The sequence below is a fragment of the Hymenobacter mellowenesis genome, assembly GCF_030581005.1.
GTDB lineage: Bacteria > Bacteroidota > Bacteroidia > Cytophagales > Hymenobacteraceae > Hymenobacter > Hymenobacter mellowenesis.
Genome location: NZ_JAUQSX010000010.1, coordinates 1 through 14,295, shown reverse-complemented (window position 1 = coordinate 14,295; position 14,295 = coordinate 1). Strand labels below are relative to the sequence as shown.

Sequence of the window (14,295 nt, the reverse complement as noted above, 5' to 3'; positions counted from 1 at the left end):
TTTTGCTCAATCCCGCTTCTTTTTCTATCTTTGCACCACCAAAACAAACCTGGTAGATATAGCTCAGCTGGTTAGAGCGTCGGATTGTGATTCCGAAGGTCGTGGGTTCGAGCCCCATTATTTACCCTCCCGAAAGAAAGTCCCCGGAATTATCCGGGGACTTTTTTGTTGCTTGCAATGAATCCGTTTTAATGCGGCTTTAATTCGACCGTTTTATTCACCACATTTTACCTGCATGAGTCTGCTCGTCATCGGCAGCGTCGCATTCGACGCCCTGGAAACGCCCTTCGGCAAAACCGATAAAATCATCGGCGGCGCCGCCACCTACATCAGCCTTTCGGCGTCCTACTCGCTGAAACCCGTGAAACTGGTGGCCGTGGTCGGCGACGACTTCCCGCAGTCCGACATCCTGCTGCTCGAAGAACACGGCGTGGACGTGGAAGGCCTGCAAATCAAGGAAGGCGAGAAGTCGTTCTTCTGGTCGGGCAAGTATTCAAAGGACCTCAACTCGCGCGAAACCATCACCACCGAGCTGAACGTGCTGGGCAGCTTCGACCCCATCATCCCTGACAGCTACCAAGACTGCAAATACCTCATGCTGGGCAACCTGGCCCCGCAGGTGCAGCGCCTCGTCATTCAGCGCCTCGTGAACCGGCCTAAGTTGATTGTGATGGACACCATGAACTTCTGGATGGACATTGCCCTCGAAGAACTCATCGCCACCATCGAAATGGTAGACGTGCTGAGCATCAACGACGAAGAAGCCCGCCAACTCTCCGGCGAGTACTCGCTGGTGAAGGCCGCCAGGAAAATCATGGCCATGGGCCCGAAATTCCTCATCATCAAAAAAGGCGAGCACGGCGCGCTGCTCTTCCACAAAAACAAGGTGTTCTACGCCCCGGCGCTGCCCCTGGAAGAAGTATTCGACCCGACCGGCGCCGGCGACACGTTCGCGGGCGGCTTCATCGGCCACTTGGCCGCCACCGACGACATCAGCTTCGAGAACATGAAGCGCGCCGTCATTCACGGCTCGGCCATGGCCTCGTTCTGCGTGGAGAAATTCGGCACCGAGCGCCTGCTCAACCTCACGGATGAGGAAGTAGAAGCCCGCGAAGCCCAGTTTGCCGAGCTGGTGAAAGTGGTGCCGGCTTCGGCTGTGGCCAACGTGCCGGCGTAGGCATTGCCAGGAATACCCAAGGCTGGTGCTGGGATGAATTCCGCATCGGGTTATTCCTGATAAAAATTGATTTTTAGTCAAGTGGCGTCACTTATTCCCAAGGGAAAAGGTGACGCCACTTTTCGTTTGCTCGGGTTTGAATGGTTTTATTAAATATGAGATAAATAAGATATATTTGAAATAATTCACCTGGTTTTCACTTCAACTTCTCGCTATGCGCTACTTCTCAATGGTGTTGTTAGGGATGGCAGTGGGCACGATGGCCTGCGGCAATGCTGCTTCTGAGGCTGGAGAAGCCGGAGCCCGAACCAGTCCGCAAATGGCCACCTCAACAAGTGCCTCTGAGAATGCCGAAGAGGCCGCCACTGCCGCCGGGCAGCCCGCCCAAGGCAAGCCCCAGCCGCCCAAAACCGGCCAATACCGCCTGCTGGGCGTGGTCGACCCGGATTTTGGCAACATGGTGGCCTTTGCTTTGAAAGTGCCGCGCGGCTGGCAGGTGAATCAGTCGTTTAAGCGGGTGTGGGATGGGGCCGTGCCCAACGCGCAGATTTATATCAGCTTCCGTTCGCCCGATGCGGCGCAACGCATCGACTACCTGCCCACGAACGGCTACGTCTACAGCGACGGCCCCGCCGCCCAAAACCTGCGCCAGCAAAAGCAGCAAATGGGCATGCAGGATACGCGCATGGCGCCCAACGAGCTGGCCCCGATGCCGGCCCTCACCTATGTAAAGCGCGTGCTGCTGGCCCAGTTGGCGCAAAACGGCGTGCAGCTGCGCAACATTGGCAACGAGCGCAGCACGCCGCCGCACCTTGCCAAGGAAAACCGAATGGAATCGAGCGCCTCGGTGGATGGCGTACTGGCCAACGGCCGCAAGGTGCGGGTGGAGGCCCGCATGGGCGTCAGCCAGATGCAGAGCAACGGCGATACTTTCTACAGCTGGTCGGTGGTGCCTTCCATCACCCAAACCACCGGGGATTTGGCCGCTACTTATGCCCACACCAAAACGGCTCAGGAATCCATCGTCAGCAACCCGGAATGGGTGAAAAAGAACACTGAGCTGATGACCAAAGGCTACCAGGCCAATTCGGAAGCCAGCCGTCGGCAGCACGAGGAAACCATGGCCGGCATCGCCGCCAACACGGCCGCCAGTACCGCCGCCCACAACCAGCGCATGCAGGACATTGCCGCCGCCGGGGCCGCCAATACGGCTCGTTTCAATGACCGCATGAATACCATGGATAAAAACATGGCCAACTACCAGGCCAACGAGGCCCGCCGAGACGGCCAGCACGAAGCTTACGTCGACAACGTCATCCGCAACGAAACCAAGTTCGCCAACCCCAGCACCGGCGAGCGGGTGAAGCTCGACAACCGCTACGAGCACGCCTACACCGATGGCAAAGGCACCTATTACCAAAGCAACACGCCGCTCCGGGCCAGCGACGTGAACTGGCAGGAGCTGGGCAAGGTATCGTTGAATGACTACTAAGCCCGAATGCTTTGAGTGGGGGCCGCAACTTTTTGGCGGCGGAAGGGTACAACCTTCTATCCTCCACTCAACTACTTTCCGCCATGGGACACGCCAAGAAAGACACCGACCTTCAGAACGAAAAAACGTCCGTGAACCCGGCCGCTAATACCAAAAAGAAAAGCACCCAAGTGCAGAGCCCGAACACGATGGATGTTTCCGCGCACGGCAATACCACCGACGGCAACAGCGCCGGCCACGGCGTCGACAACATCCGCAACAACCCGCAGGGCAACCGCCCGATGTCGGTGAGCGGCGGCAAAGGCCCCGGCAAACAGGGCAACTAGCCTTTGCGAAATCAACAAAAAAGGCCCCGCCGGATTCGTCCGGCGGGGCCTTTTTTAGTATCTGAATCAGCCTAAAACTCCCAGCCCAGCCACTGCTGATACCCGCGCTGCTGCGCCGCATCGGCCGTTTCCAGCTTATCAATCGCATACCGCTGCCCGAAGCTGACGCCCGGCGTGGCGGCCAGCGTCACCGTCAGCAGCCGGTTCTGGCGGAATACGCTTACCTCATAAGATGCTTCGCCGCTGCTGAGCAGGCTTTGCAGGTTCATATCGACTCGGCGGCCATTTACGGCTACGATTTCGTCGTCCACGGTCAGGGCGGCAGCAGCGGGCGAGTTGGGCCAGATGCCAGTGACCTCCGTCCGCTCGTTCTTCACCACCGTGCGGAAACCGAAGTGACCTTCTGAGGCCGAAGCGTTTTCGCCCACCAGCAGCTGGCAGCCTACGGTGTGCAGTACCCGGTCGAGCGGCTCCTGCAGTGGTGCGGTGCCGTAGATGAACTTGTCGAAATAGGCGTGCATGTCGCGCCCGGCCACTTCGTTCACAAGGCGCACATAGTCCTCCTCCGTGTAGCCGATGCCGGTTTTGCCGAATTCCTCATACAGCCGCCGCATCACGTCGTCGAGGCTGCGGGCGTGGCCGGAAAGCTGCCGAATGGTCAAATCTAGGAGCAGGGCAACCAACGCGCCTTTGTGGTACACCGACACCTTGCGGTCGGGCACGCCAGGCTTGTAGCCATCCAGCCACAGGTCCATGCTGGCATCGGCCAGCGAGAGGTTGTCGCCGCCGGCATCGTCGTAGTGCTTGCGGAGGACGATGTTCAGCTCCTCAAAATACTGCGCGGGCGTGCGCACGTGGCTGCGGGCCAGCAGGTACTCGCCGTAGTACGTCGTGATACCCTCCGCGATAAAGCAGGTGCGGAAGTAATTCTCGCGGCTGTAGTCGTAGGGCTGCATCTCGGCGGGCCGGATGCTCTTGATGTTCCAGGTATGGAACAGTTCGTGGCAGCTCACACCCAGCAATTCCTTGTACAAGCCCTCGCTCATAATCAGCTCGGCCGGCCCCAGCGTAATCACCGTGGAATTGTTGTGCTCCACGCCGTGATAGTGCTTGTAAGGCAGAAACTGGTTCAGGAAGTGGTAGTCCGCCACCGGAAAGCCACCGAACATGGTGAGTTGTTCCTCCGAAAACGCTTTGAAATCGGCCAGCAGCTTCGGCCAGTTCACCAGCGCCTCGCCCTGCACCCAGACGTGGAAGGGCAGCCCGCCGGCCTCGTATTGCTGGTGCGTGAGCGTGGGGCTGGCAATCAGCGGCGAGTCGGCCAGTTGGTCAAAATTCTGCGCCGAAAGCACATTGGGCGCGGTTTGGGGCAAGCCGCACGCCACCTGCCAATCCTTGGGAATGGCCAGCGTCAACTCGCATTCCTCGTCCTGCCGGCCCTCGGCATACATCAGCGCCTGCACGGGGTTCAGGTACAGCTGCGACTCGTCGAGCCAAGAGCCGCCGGCGTCCATCTGGTGGGCGTAGAAATTGTAGCGCACCCGGATGGTGCGGCCGGCCGCGCTGGGCAATTCCCACCGGTCTTTGGTGAGCTTGCGGTAGGAGAGGGGCTGGCCGCTGGAGGCATCTTCCACCACCACGCGCTGAATTTTCTGGGCGAAGTTTTGCAGCTCGTAGCGGCCCGGGCGCCAGGCCGGGAGCTGGAGCTCCAGCGGGGCCTGGGCATCGGCGGCTACGTCCAGCACTAGCTCGATTTGCAGGTAGAACGTGAGGGGATTCTCGTAGGAAACGCGGTAGTGAATCATCGCCAAAACGGTATAAATGGCCTTAAAACTACTGCCTACGTGCCCGCCATCGTAAAAGTGGCTGAAGCCCTTGCCTTTTCCAGCCAAAGCCCGTACCTTTGCCGGCCCAACTCGAAACTCGTCTTTTTAAGATTCCTTGATATGAAACGTACCTATCAGCCCTCGAAGCGCAAGCGTGTGAACAAGCACGGCTTCCGTCTGCGCATGGAAACTGCTAACGGCCGCAACGTGCTGGCCCGTCGTCGTGCCAAAGGCCGCAAGCGCCTCACCGTATCCGACGAAGGCAAGCACAAGCGCTAGTCTTTTTAGCCGTTAGCCGAAAGCTTCTGGCTGGTAGCTAACAGATTGCCGCATTGCTGAGACAGCGTCACGCTGTCGTGGCAATGCGGCTTCGCTATTTTTGGCCACGCCAGAGTGGTTTTTGCCGCCACAGCAGCGGCCGATAGACAAGCACCGTGACCGAGCCAACAGTTAACGACGCTCCGCTAACCGCTAAGCGGAAATATACTTTCCCGAAAGAGGAGCACCTGTGCCGCAAGAAGCTCATCGAAGAGCTGTTCAGCAAGCAGAGTTCCTCTTTTGGCGTTTACCCGTTGCGCTTTGTCTGGATAAAAGCGGCGGCCCCCACCGCAGCCCCGCCGCAGGTACTCATCAGCGTGAGCAAGCGCACGTTCAAGCGGGCCGTCGACCGCAACCGGCTCAAGCGGTTGATTCGGGAGGCGTACCGGCTCAATAAATATCGGCTCACGGAGCAACCTAACGGGCACGAAATCGCTCTGCTGGGTATTATCTTCACGGGGAAGGAAAAAAGTCCACTGGCCCTGGTGGAAAAAAAATTAATTTCCGGTATTCTTCGTTTGATAGGCACGACTGTTGAAGCATCTGCTTTACCGCCGGCTTCGTAGATTCCGCCCAGCCGCTATCCGTTCTGTATGACTATCCGCAAAAAGCTACTTGCTGCCCTGGCCTTGAGCACGCTGGGTTTGGTATCGTTCCGCGCCGCTTCCGACAACGAGCGGTACTTCGAAATCGCGAAGAACCTGGACATTTTCGCCACGCTTTTCAAGGAAGTCAATACCTATTACGTCGACGAGATAACGCCCGCCAAGCTGGTGAAAACCGGCATCGACGCCATGCTGCGCTCGCTCGACCCTTACACCAATTATATCCCGGAAGACGACATCGAGGACTTCCGCACCATGACCACCGGGCAGTACGGCGGCATCGGGGCGTCGGTGGCCAAGCGCAATGGCAAGGCCGTGGTGATGAGTACTTTCGAAGGCTACCCCGCCCAGAAAGCCGGCTTGCTTCCCGGCGATGAAATTCTCGATATCAACGGTATCGTGGTGGACAAGAAGACGAATTCCGACATTGGTAAGCTGCTTAAGGGCCAGGCCAATTCGACGGTGAAGCTGCTCGTGACGCGCTACGGCCAGGACAAGCCCGTGCAAATCGATATCACCCTCGATAAAATTCACCTCGATAACGTGCCGTACACCGGTATGATTTCCGGCGATGTGGGCTACTTCCAACTCGGTGGTTTCACGGTGGATGCCGGCAAGGAAGTGCGTACTGCCGTGACCAAGCTCAAGGAGCAGGGCGCGAAGAAAATCGTGTTTGACATTCGCGACAACCCCGGCGGCCTGCTGAACGAGGCCGTGAACATCTCCAATCTCTTCATCGACAAAGGCCTCGACGTGGTGAGCACCAAGGGCAAGGTGACGGAGTGGAACAAAACCTATAAGGCGCTCGACGTACCGCTCGATACCCAGATTCCGATTGCCATCATCACGAGCAACCGCTCAGCGTCGGCCTCGGAAATCGTGTCGGGCGTGCTGCAGGACTACGACCGCGCCGTGCTTGTAGGCGAGCGCACCTTCGGCAAGGGCCTCGTGCAGGCCACGCGCCCGCTCAGCTACAACTCGCAGCTGAAGGTGACAACCGCCAAGTATTACATCCCGAGCGGCCGCTGCATCCAGGAAATCGACTACGCGCACCGCGCTGAAGACGGCACGCTGGGCAAATTCCCCGATTCGCTGCGCACGGCCTTCAAAACCACCGCCGGCCGCACCGTGTACGACGGCGGCGGCGTGGCCCCCGACATTGAGGTGCAGGACCGCGAAATTGCGGACATCACCCGCATTCTGCTCCAGAAAAGCTACCTCTTCGACTACGCCACCCGCTACCGCGCCGAGCACCCCACCATCGTGTCCGCCCGCCAGTTCAAGCTCTCGGACGCCGACTACCAGAAGTTCGTGGCCTACCTGCAAGGCAAGAACATCAGCTACAGCACCGACGCCGAAAAGGCCCTCACCGACCTCAGCAAGAAGGTGAAAGAAGAAAAGCACTACGACGACGTGAAGCTGGAGCTCGAAGCCGTTCGCAAGAAAATCACCGTTAACAAAGCCAACGACCTGCAGCGCTTCAAGCCCGAAATCAAGGAGCTGCTGGAGCAGGAAATCGTGTCGCGCTACTATTTCGAGAAGGGCCGCACCGAAGCCGGCTTTGACGACGACCCCAACATCATCGCCGCCGTCGCCGTGCTGAATGACCCGAACCGTTACGCCGCGCTATTGAAGCCCACGGGCCAGGCCGCCAGCGCCCGCAAGTCGGCGGGGACGAAGTAATTTTGAAGGGCGTTATTGGACTGCGATAATTAAATAGAAAAGCAGGTGCTGAGAAGTGTCTGCTTTTTTCATGCATAAGAAGCTCGTTGTGGATTCAGGTAATCCAGCCCACAATCTTCAAATCGTTGCTCCAACGCATCCCATCCGTTCTCAATCTTGTAATCTCTTTCACTTTCTGTAATTGGCATCAGCCAGAGATTATGCAGGTGCCCATTCTCGAAATTGAAAATCTCTAAAGCCTCGCCATCCATATAAGGAAGCGAAATGAAGCCGAAGCTGCACGTAGAATCATCTTGCCAAGGCTGTCCGAAATTGACAGTATGATGTAAGCCAAGAGTAGTGTCGTTTCGGTGGAAGGAAGCCGTAATAGTAAGTAACTCAATCAGTGTCGAATCTTGCTTGTGAGAAAAGACATGCAACTCAATCAAGTTGGCTGGATTATCGGTTGACATTCCAAGCGTAGCGTAAATCCAGAAGTCATGTTTTTTCGATGGAGGAAATTCCAATACAGAAAAGTCCTCCGACATTTTCTTGAGCGGGTCTGGAGTCTATTCTTTCTTATCGATACTCTTGCCCCAATTTGTTTCTAAGTGCTGCTTGAGTAGCTCCAGATTATACATCGTCAATAATTTTGCGCTGGAAATTTCAAATTTACATTGAGCAAATCCCTCCTCCTCTCCCTCGAAACCTCTTCGCCTGTTTGCTCGGTAGCCCTGCACCGCGTGGCCGACGGCTCCCTGGTCGGCCAGTCCGAGTTGCGGCTCGATAAGTCGCATTCCACCCACCTCACTATCCTCATCGAGCAGTTACTCGCAAACACCGGCCACCAGTTGGCCGACCTCGCCGCCGTGGCCGTGAGTGACGGGCCCGGTTCCTACACTGGTCTGCGCATTGGAGGCGCTGCCGCTAAGGGTTTGTGCTTCGCGCTGGATATTCCGCTGATAGCGGTGAGCACCCTGCAAGCCCTTACGGCGCAGGTGGCCGCTGGCACGGCCCGGCCCGAAAGCTGGCTGTATTGCCCCATGCTGGATGCTCGGCGCACGGAAGTATACGCCGCACTTTACATGCCTGACGGGCAGGAGGTGCTGGCGCCCACGCCGCTGCTGCTCGATGCCGATACGCTGGCCGAACAATTGGCCCACCATTCCGTGTTATTCTTCGGTCACGGCGCGGCGAAGTTTCAGGCCTTGCTGGGGGAACAGCCTAATGCTGGTTTCTTGGCGGGCATTGAGCCGTCGGCTATTTCGGTGGGGCAGTTGGGCGTAGCTGCCTTTCACCGGCAGCAATTCCAAGACGTAGCGTATTACGAGCCATTTTACCTGAAAGAAGTGTACACGACCACGCCGAAAGTAAAGTAGCGCGAATGTAGCGTGGACTCTGCGAGTCCGCGCCCTCGCGCCGGTCAGCTATTCATCAATCAATACGCGGACTCGCAGAGTCCATGCTACAGCATATGGAACCTCTTTTCGTCAACCGCGTCGCCAATTCTGGCCTCGTTACCCTCAACCTAGAAGAAATGCTGCACCCCGGTGAGCGGGTGGTGTACGACATCAAGGACAACCTCTTCCACGGCCTCATGCTGCGCGAAAAGGACTTCCGCGAGTTCGTAAAAACCCACGACTGGACGCAGTACGACAATAAAAATGTCGCCATCGTCTGCTCGGCCGATGCCATTGTGCCCACCTGGGCCTACATGCTGCTCGCCACCAAGCTGCAGGGCCACGCCCACCGCTACGTCTTCGGCAACCTCGATGCCCTGGAGCAGTCGCTCTTCGAAGAAGCCATTGCCGCCATTGATACCGAAGAATACCGCGATGCCAAAGTGGTGGTGAAAGGCTGCGGCGACAAGCCCGTGCCCACCTTCGCCTACGTGGCCATCATGCAAAAGCTGCTCCCCGTTACCAGCAGCATCATGTACGGCGAGCCGTGCAGCACCGTGCCACTTTATAAAAAGCCCAAGACTGCCAGTGTGGTGGAATAAATAGGCTGAACAGAACGTCATGCCGAGCGTAGCCGAGGCATCTCGCGTGCTGAAGTAATCAATACGATTGCAACGGTGCGAGCGAGGTGCCTCGGCTGCGCTCGGCATGACGTTCTATTTACCACAATTCTGTCGGATAACTCGTTTGCATCTTTGCACCATGCCCGAGCTTACCCGCACTCCCTATAAAATAACTTTCCTCACTGGCGCGGCCATCGTCATTGCCAATATGGTGGGCACGGGTGTTTTCACCAGCCTTGGGTTTCAGGTAATGGGCATCCAAAGCGGCTTTGCGCTGCTGATGCTGTGGCTGGTGGGTGGGCTCATCGCCCTTTGTGGGGCCGTGAGCTACGCCGAGTTGGCGGCCGCCATGCCCCGCTCGGGGGGCGAATACCATTATCTAAGTAAGATTTACCACCCCGCGCTGGGGTTCCTTTCGGGGTGGGTTTCGGCCACAGTGGGCTTCGCAGCTCCTATCGCCCTGGCCGCCCTGGCCTTGGGCCAATACGCCAAAAGCGTGTGGCCGGGCCTGCATCCGCAATGGCTTTCGGTGGCCGTGGTGCTGGCCCTCACTGTGGTTCATGGCAGCAGTACCCGTGTCGGCAGCCGTCTCCAAATCATCATCACCGCTCTTAAAGTGGGCGTGCTGATTGTGTTTATCGGCGTGGGCATGGTAGTAGGAGAGGGACAGGCCATTAGCTTTCTGCCCGACAATGCCGGCTGGAGCGCCCTTCTCAGCCCGGCCTTTGCCGTGAGCCTCGTGTATGTAAGCTACGCCTACTCCGGCTGGAACGCCGCCGTGTACGTCACCGGCGAAATCGAAAACCCCAGGCGCAACCTCTCGCGCATTCTGCTGGCCGGCACCGCCATCGTCCTCCTATTATATGTAGGCCTGAACTACGTCTTCCTCCGTTCCACCTCCATAGCGGGTTTGAAGGACCAGGTCGAAGTCGGATTCGTGGCCGCTACCTCCCTTTTCGGCTCGCTCGGTGGCCGGCTGATGGGAGGCGTCATCGCGGCCCTCCTCGTTTCCACCATCAGCTCGATGGTTTTTGCCGGCCCCCGCATCGTCCAGGCGATGGGGGAGGACATCCCCGCCCTGCGCTTCCTCGCTCCCAAAAGCCGCGCCGGCATCCCTGTGCGGGCCCTGCTGTTGCAAACGGCTATCACGCTGGTCTTTGTTTTGAAGCCCAGTTTCCAAGGCGTGCTGGTATACGCCGGCTTTGTGCTCAACCTGTTCACTTTCCTCACGGTGTTGGGCTTGTTCGTGCTTCGCTTCCGGCAGCCCGATTTGCCGCGTCCATACCGCGCTTGGGGCTACCCCATCACCCCACTTATTTTCCTTGCGCTTAGCGGCTGGACCTTATTCTTCATTCTGCGCGACAAGCCGTGGGAGTCGCTCTACGGCTTGGCTACGTTGGCCATCGGCGCGCTGGTTTACTTCTTCACCACACGCTTGGTGGTTTCTCCCGCCGCTCCCCAAGGCTAACTCACTTCCGTAACTTGCAGCTTCATTGGGCGCTTCTGCCGCTCACCGTTTCTCATCATACTATTTATAATGTCCCTCCGCACCGCCGCGCTTCGGCTCCTGCCCGCCGCCTTGCTCTTGCTTTCCGCTTGCTCCGAGTCGAACAAAAAAACTGAAACTGCGACTTCCGTCAAGGAAGAAACTATGGCCACCACGGCCGACACCATCGATTCCACCAAGTCGCCCGTCGCTATAGCGTCGGATACATCTGCTGCCTCAGTCGCTCCGGGAACCGCCGCTACCACCAAAACCACCGCCGCCCCCGATACCGCCTACGCCCAGAACGTCGCCCTATTCCTCGGCGGCCTCCAGCCCAGCCAGCACAGCGACCTCACCGCCCTAGCCGCCACACCCGCCTGGCAGGCCTTCGCCAAAGACCAGGACAAAAGCTGGGATAAATACCGCGCCACCCACACCACGCGCATGACGCAGTGGGCCAACACCGAGCTCGATTCGGTCCACGCCAGTAGCCCCACTATCTTCTACCCCTTCAGCGGCCCCGATTTCCTGAACGTCGTCACGATGTTCCCCACCAGCCAAACTTACGTGCTCATGGGACTCGAACCCGTCGGCAGCATCCCCGCCCGCACCTCGCTCGAAAATCCCAAGCTGCTGCCCGCCGTCAAAACCTCGCTCTGGTCGGTACTCAACTTCAGCTTCTTCCGCACCAATGACATGGCCGTGGACCTGAAATCAGTAGAACTCGACGGCGCTTTGCCCTTGATGATGCTCTTCGCCGCCCGCACTGGCAACCAAATCACCGCCATCCGCCCCGTGCAGCTCGATGCCGCCGGCCTGCTCCAGGACGCCCCCACCGACACCACCCAAACCCCCGACCCAAAATCCATCCCCGGCGTCGAAATGAAGCTCCGCGCCCCCGACGGCCAACCCAAAACCGTCTACTACTTCTCCGCCGACCTCAGCGACTGGAAGCTCACCACCAAAAGCGCCCCGCTGGAATTCGTGCGCCACCTCGGCCCCCTCACCACCTACGTGAAGTCGGCCACCTACCTCATGCACAAGTCGTACTTCAACAAAGTGCGCCGCACCGTCCTCCGCCGCAGCCGCTACATCCTGCAAGACGATTCCGGCATTGCCATGAAGTACTTCCAGAAAGGCGCCTGGCAGTTCAACTACTACGGCACCTACCGCCGCCCCATCAACCTCTTCGCCAAGCAATACCAGCCCGAACTCACCGCCGCCTACCGCGACACCCTCCGCAAACCCAAACCGCTCCCCTTCGGCACTGGCTACAACTGGCGTCAAACCGACTCCAACCTCCTCCTCGCCAAACGTCTGGTCCCCTTGGCTGATTAAATAACTCGAAAACTGCCCCACAGGGCCGTGGTGGCAACATCACGGCCCTTTTTATTTCGCTATCTTATGAAAACGCTCCATCAATCTCGCCCTACTCTATACTATATAATAGGAATTGCCTTTCTGTTATCAATAACAACCCTGATAACCCTGGCCGCTAAAAGCCGTCGTCAGGCTCCCCCTCTCCACGGGAGAGGGGGCCGGGAGGGGAGTTTAGCGCCAGGAGACTCCCCACTACTAGACTCCCTATTAAAAGCCAATCCCCAACTAGCCCGCGTCGCCCTCAACCCCCAATACGAGCTCCAAATCATCTACACCCAAATCAATCGCGACGCCCAGAACCGCCCCACCTTCACCCCCCACACCTACCACCTCAACCCCCAGCAATACTTTAATCCAGCAAGCTTGGTCAAACTCCCCGTAGTAGCTCTCTCCCTTGAAAAGCTTAACGACATCCACAAACCGGGAGTAACCCGCCGCACCATCATGGCCACCGGCACCTCCTACCGCTGCCAAACCCCCGTGCCCTTCGCCGCTCCCGCCGACTCCGACCGCACCGCCACCGTCGGCGACTACATCAAGCGGATGCTCCTCGTCAGCGACAACATCGCCTACAACCGCCTCTACGAATTCCTCGGCCAGCGCCCCCTCAACCAACGCCTCCAAGAACTAGGCTATTCCACCACCCGCATCACCCGCCGCTTCGCCCCCTGCGACACCGCCGCCAACCGCCATACCAACCCCATCAGCTTCCACACCCCCCAAGGCGATACCCTCTATAAACAACCCGCACAAACCAATCCCACCTCCTACACCAGCCCTCTCGGCCGCGTACTCAAAGGCCGCGCCCACCAGGCCGGCCGCCGCGTCATCCCCGAACCCTACGATTTCACCACCGCCAACCATCTTCCGCTCCCCGACATCACCGCCCTTCTCCAGAGCATCCTCTTCCCCGAATCCGTCCCTGCCACCCAGCGCCTCCGCCTCACGCCCACCGATTACGCCTTCCTCCGCCGCTACCTCCACGCCACCCCCCACGAGTCCGGCTACCACCCCTACGCCCCCGCCCGCTACTTCGACGCCTACAAAAAATACCTCTACTACGGCCGCAATCCCGAAATCCCCCACCAATCCACCCTCCGCATCTACAACATCGTTGGCATGTCGCACGGCTACCTCGCCGACGTTGCCTACTTCGCCGACTCCCTCCACCAGTCCGAATTCCTCCTCAGCGCCGTTCTCTACGTCAACCAAGACGGCATCATCAACGACGGCGCCTACGAATACGACACCATCGGCCAGCCCTTCCTCGCCCAATTAGGCCGCCAAATCCACCAATACGAAACCCAACGCCCCCGCCCATACCGCCCCAACCTCACCGAATTCTTCGCCCCCGAGCCAATCCGCTAAGATTTTCTAAAAAAAACCTCCGCTCCCTAAGTCCCTGACTCCAAACACACCGCCTCCCTAAAAGCGCCACCTTTACGTCCGCTCCCCACAAAAGTTGCCCGTCACCCCTTGCCACCCCAGAAATTCCCCCTACTTTTGCACTCCCAATCGCCAACCGGGCCTCGGGTTCTGCCGCAGCAACTGCTCCGCAGAGAAATTGAAAGGACAGGAACTTCACGGCCACGATACGTGTATTGCCCGTCGTGCCGCTTCGCAAAGCCCTCGAAAATTAAATTTCGAAAGCCCTTGTGAAAGTCGAAAAAAGCGCCTTACCTTTGCACCCCGCTTCAACAGGAGGCCGGAAAGACTTGAAAAGCGAAACGAAGAAAGAATAAAATTTTCGCCTCTCGCTTGCCAGTTCAAAACTTCTTCTTACCTTTGCACTCCCAATCGCCAGAAAGGGAAGCGAAAGCAAGAAACACCGGCTGCTAACAGCCACACGGTCACCTCAAATGGAAGTGATACACGTTCTTTGAATGTTTGGAAAAGATAAATAGTAAGGGCTTTCAACAGCAATGTTGGAAGTAGAAATTACAAGCGTAACACGAATACATAGAACTCGTCAATACGAGTCGGATTCGCACTCGACATCA

At 58.1% G+C, this 14,295-nt stretch carries 13 protein-coding genes and 1 tRNA gene; 12 read left to right on the top strand and 2 right to left on the bottom strand.

Annotation, left to right across the window (positions count from 1 at the left end; translation table 11 throughout):
- Positions 1–52: 52 nt before the first annotated feature.
- From Q5H92_RS17995 to Q5H92_RS17980, 4 genes are all read left to right on the top strand, one after another.
- A tRNA-His gene (locus Q5H92_RS17995) sits at positions 53–126 on the top strand.
- 109 nt (positions 127–235) lie between these two features.
- Positions 236–1,177, top strand: a complete 942-nt coding sequence (locus Q5H92_RS17990) for a PfkB family carbohydrate kinase (RefSeq protein ID WP_305012945.1) — start codon at positions 236–238, stop codon at positions 1,175–1,177.
- 319 nt (positions 1,178–1,496) lie between these two features.
- Complete coding sequence (locus Q5H92_RS17985; RefSeq protein WP_305012944.1) at positions 1,497–2,669, top strand: hypothetical protein; 1,173 nt, start codon at positions 1,497–1,499, stop codon at positions 2,667–2,669.
- A gap of 83 nt (positions 2,670–2,752) precedes the next feature.
- The gene (locus Q5H92_RS17980) at positions 2,753–2,995 is read left to right on the top strand and encodes a hypothetical protein (RefSeq protein WP_305012943.1); all 243 of its coding nucleotides are present in this window, start codon (positions 2,753–2,755) and stop codon (positions 2,993–2,995) included.
- 71 nt (positions 2,996–3,066) lie between these two features.
- Here the strand turns inward: Q5H92_RS17980 and Q5H92_RS17975 are convergent, their stop codons facing one another.
- On the bottom strand, positions 3,067–4,800 hold the full coding sequence (locus Q5H92_RS17975; RefSeq protein ID WP_305012942.1) for a M61 family metallopeptidase: 1,734 nt from the start codon (positions 4,798–4,800) through the stop codon (positions 3,067–3,069).
- 141 nt (positions 4,801–4,941) lie between these two features.
- Between Q5H92_RS17975 and rpmH the strand changes: the two genes are divergently transcribed.
- The 3 genes from rpmH to Q5H92_RS17960 all read left to right on the top strand — a co-directional run bounded on the left by rpmH (position 4,942) and on the right by Q5H92_RS17960 (position 7,427).
- Positions 4,942–5,100 carry a 50S ribosomal protein L34 gene (gene rpmH, locus Q5H92_RS17970; RefSeq protein ID WP_046246180.1) on the top strand — a complete coding sequence of 53 codons (159 nt, stop codon included), beginning with the start codon at positions 4,942–4,944 and terminating at the stop codon, positions 5,098–5,100.
- 155 nt (positions 5,101–5,255) lie between these two features.
- Entirely contained in the window at positions 5,256–5,705 is a 450-nt protein-coding gene (locus tag Q5H92_RS17965; protein ID WP_305012941.1) for a ribonuclease P protein component, read from the top strand.
- A 27-nt stretch (positions 5,706–5,732) separates the two neighbouring features.
- Positions 5,733–7,427: a S41 family peptidase gene (locus Q5H92_RS17960; RefSeq protein WP_305012940.1), complete on the top strand. Its 1,695-nt coding sequence runs from the start codon at positions 5,733–5,735 to the stop codon at positions 7,425–7,427.
- 68 nt (positions 7,428–7,495) lie between these two features.
- On the opposite strand, the gene Q5H92_RS17955 is transcribed toward Q5H92_RS17960, so the two are convergent.
- Positions 7,496–7,933: a suppressor of fused domain protein gene (locus Q5H92_RS17955; protein WP_305012939.1), complete on the bottom strand. Its 438-nt coding sequence runs from the start codon at positions 7,931–7,933 to the stop codon at positions 7,496–7,498.
- A gap of 150 nt (positions 7,934–8,083) precedes the next feature.
- Here Q5H92_RS17955 and tsaB point away from each other — a divergent pair, with 150 nt between their 5' ends.
- From tsaB to Q5H92_RS17930, 5 genes are all read left to right on the top strand, one after another.
- Entirely contained in the window at positions 8,084–8,785 is a 702-nt protein-coding gene (gene tsaB / locus Q5H92_RS17950; protein WP_305012938.1) for a tRNA (adenosine(37)-N6)-threonylcarbamoyltransferase complex dimerization subunit type 1 TsaB, read from the top strand.
- 95 nt (positions 8,786–8,880) lie between these two features.
- Positions 8,881–9,408 carry a DUF2480 family protein gene (locus tag Q5H92_RS17945; RefSeq protein ID WP_305012937.1) on the top strand — a complete coding sequence of 176 codons (528 nt, stop codon included), beginning with the start codon at positions 8,881–8,883 and terminating at the stop codon, positions 9,406–9,408.
- A 160-nt stretch (positions 9,409–9,568) separates the two neighbouring features.
- Entirely contained in the window at positions 9,569–10,897 is a 1,329-nt protein-coding gene (locus Q5H92_RS17940; RefSeq protein WP_305012936.1) for an APC family permease, read from the top strand.
- A 69-nt stretch (positions 10,898–10,966) separates the two neighbouring features.
- On the top strand, positions 10,967–12,253 hold the full coding sequence (locus Q5H92_RS17935; RefSeq protein ID WP_305012935.1) for a hypothetical protein: 1,287 nt from the start codon (positions 10,967–10,969) through the stop codon (positions 12,251–12,253).
- A gap of 66 nt (positions 12,254–12,319) precedes the next feature.
- A complete protein-coding gene (locus Q5H92_RS17930) occupies positions 12,320–13,663 on the top strand; it encodes a serine hydrolase (RefSeq protein ID WP_305012934.1) in 1,344 nt (447 codons plus the stop codon).
- Positions 13,664–14,295: the final 632 nt, after the last annotated feature.

What these genes read in the sequence shown, in the direction of transcription:
- Q5H92_RS17975 (WP_305012942.1), bottom strand. Translation starts at nt 4,800, where the DNA reads ATGATTCACTACCGCGTTTCCTACGAGAATCCCCTCACGTTCTACCTG.
- Q5H92_RS17940 (WP_305012936.1), top strand. Translation starts at nt 9,569, where the DNA reads ATGCCCGAGCTTACCCGCACTCCCTATAAAATAACTTTCCTCACTGGC.
- Q5H92_RS17985 (WP_305012944.1), top strand. Translation starts at nt 1,497, where the DNA reads ATGGCCACCTCAACAAGTGCCTCTGAGAATGCCGAAGAGGCCGCCACT.
- Q5H92_RS17990 (WP_305012945.1), top strand. Translation starts at nt 236, where the DNA reads ATGAGTCTGCTCGTCATCGGCAGCGTCGCATTCGACGCCCTGGAAACG.
- Q5H92_RS17945 (WP_305012937.1), top strand. Translation starts at nt 8,881, where the DNA reads ATGGAACCTCTTTTCGTCAACCGCGTCGCCAATTCTGGCCTCGTTACC.
- Q5H92_RS17930 (WP_305012934.1), top strand. Translation starts at nt 12,320, where the DNA reads ATGAAAACGCTCCATCAATCTCGCCCTACTCTATACTATATAATAGGA.
- Q5H92_RS17960 (WP_305012940.1), top strand. Translation starts at nt 5,733, where the DNA reads ATGACTATCCGCAAAAAGCTACTTGCTGCCCTGGCCTTGAGCACGCTG.
- Q5H92_RS17980 (WP_305012943.1), top strand. Translation starts at nt 2,753, where the DNA reads ATGGGACACGCCAAGAAAGACACCGACCTTCAGAACGAAAAAACGTCC.
- Q5H92_RS17935 (WP_305012935.1), top strand. Translation starts at nt 10,967, where the DNA reads ATGTCCCTCCGCACCGCCGCGCTTCGGCTCCTGCCCGCCGCCTTGCTC.
- rpmH (WP_046246180.1), top strand. Translation starts at nt 4,942, where the DNA reads ATGAAACGTACCTATCAGCCCTCGAAGCGCAAGCGTGTGAACAAGCAC.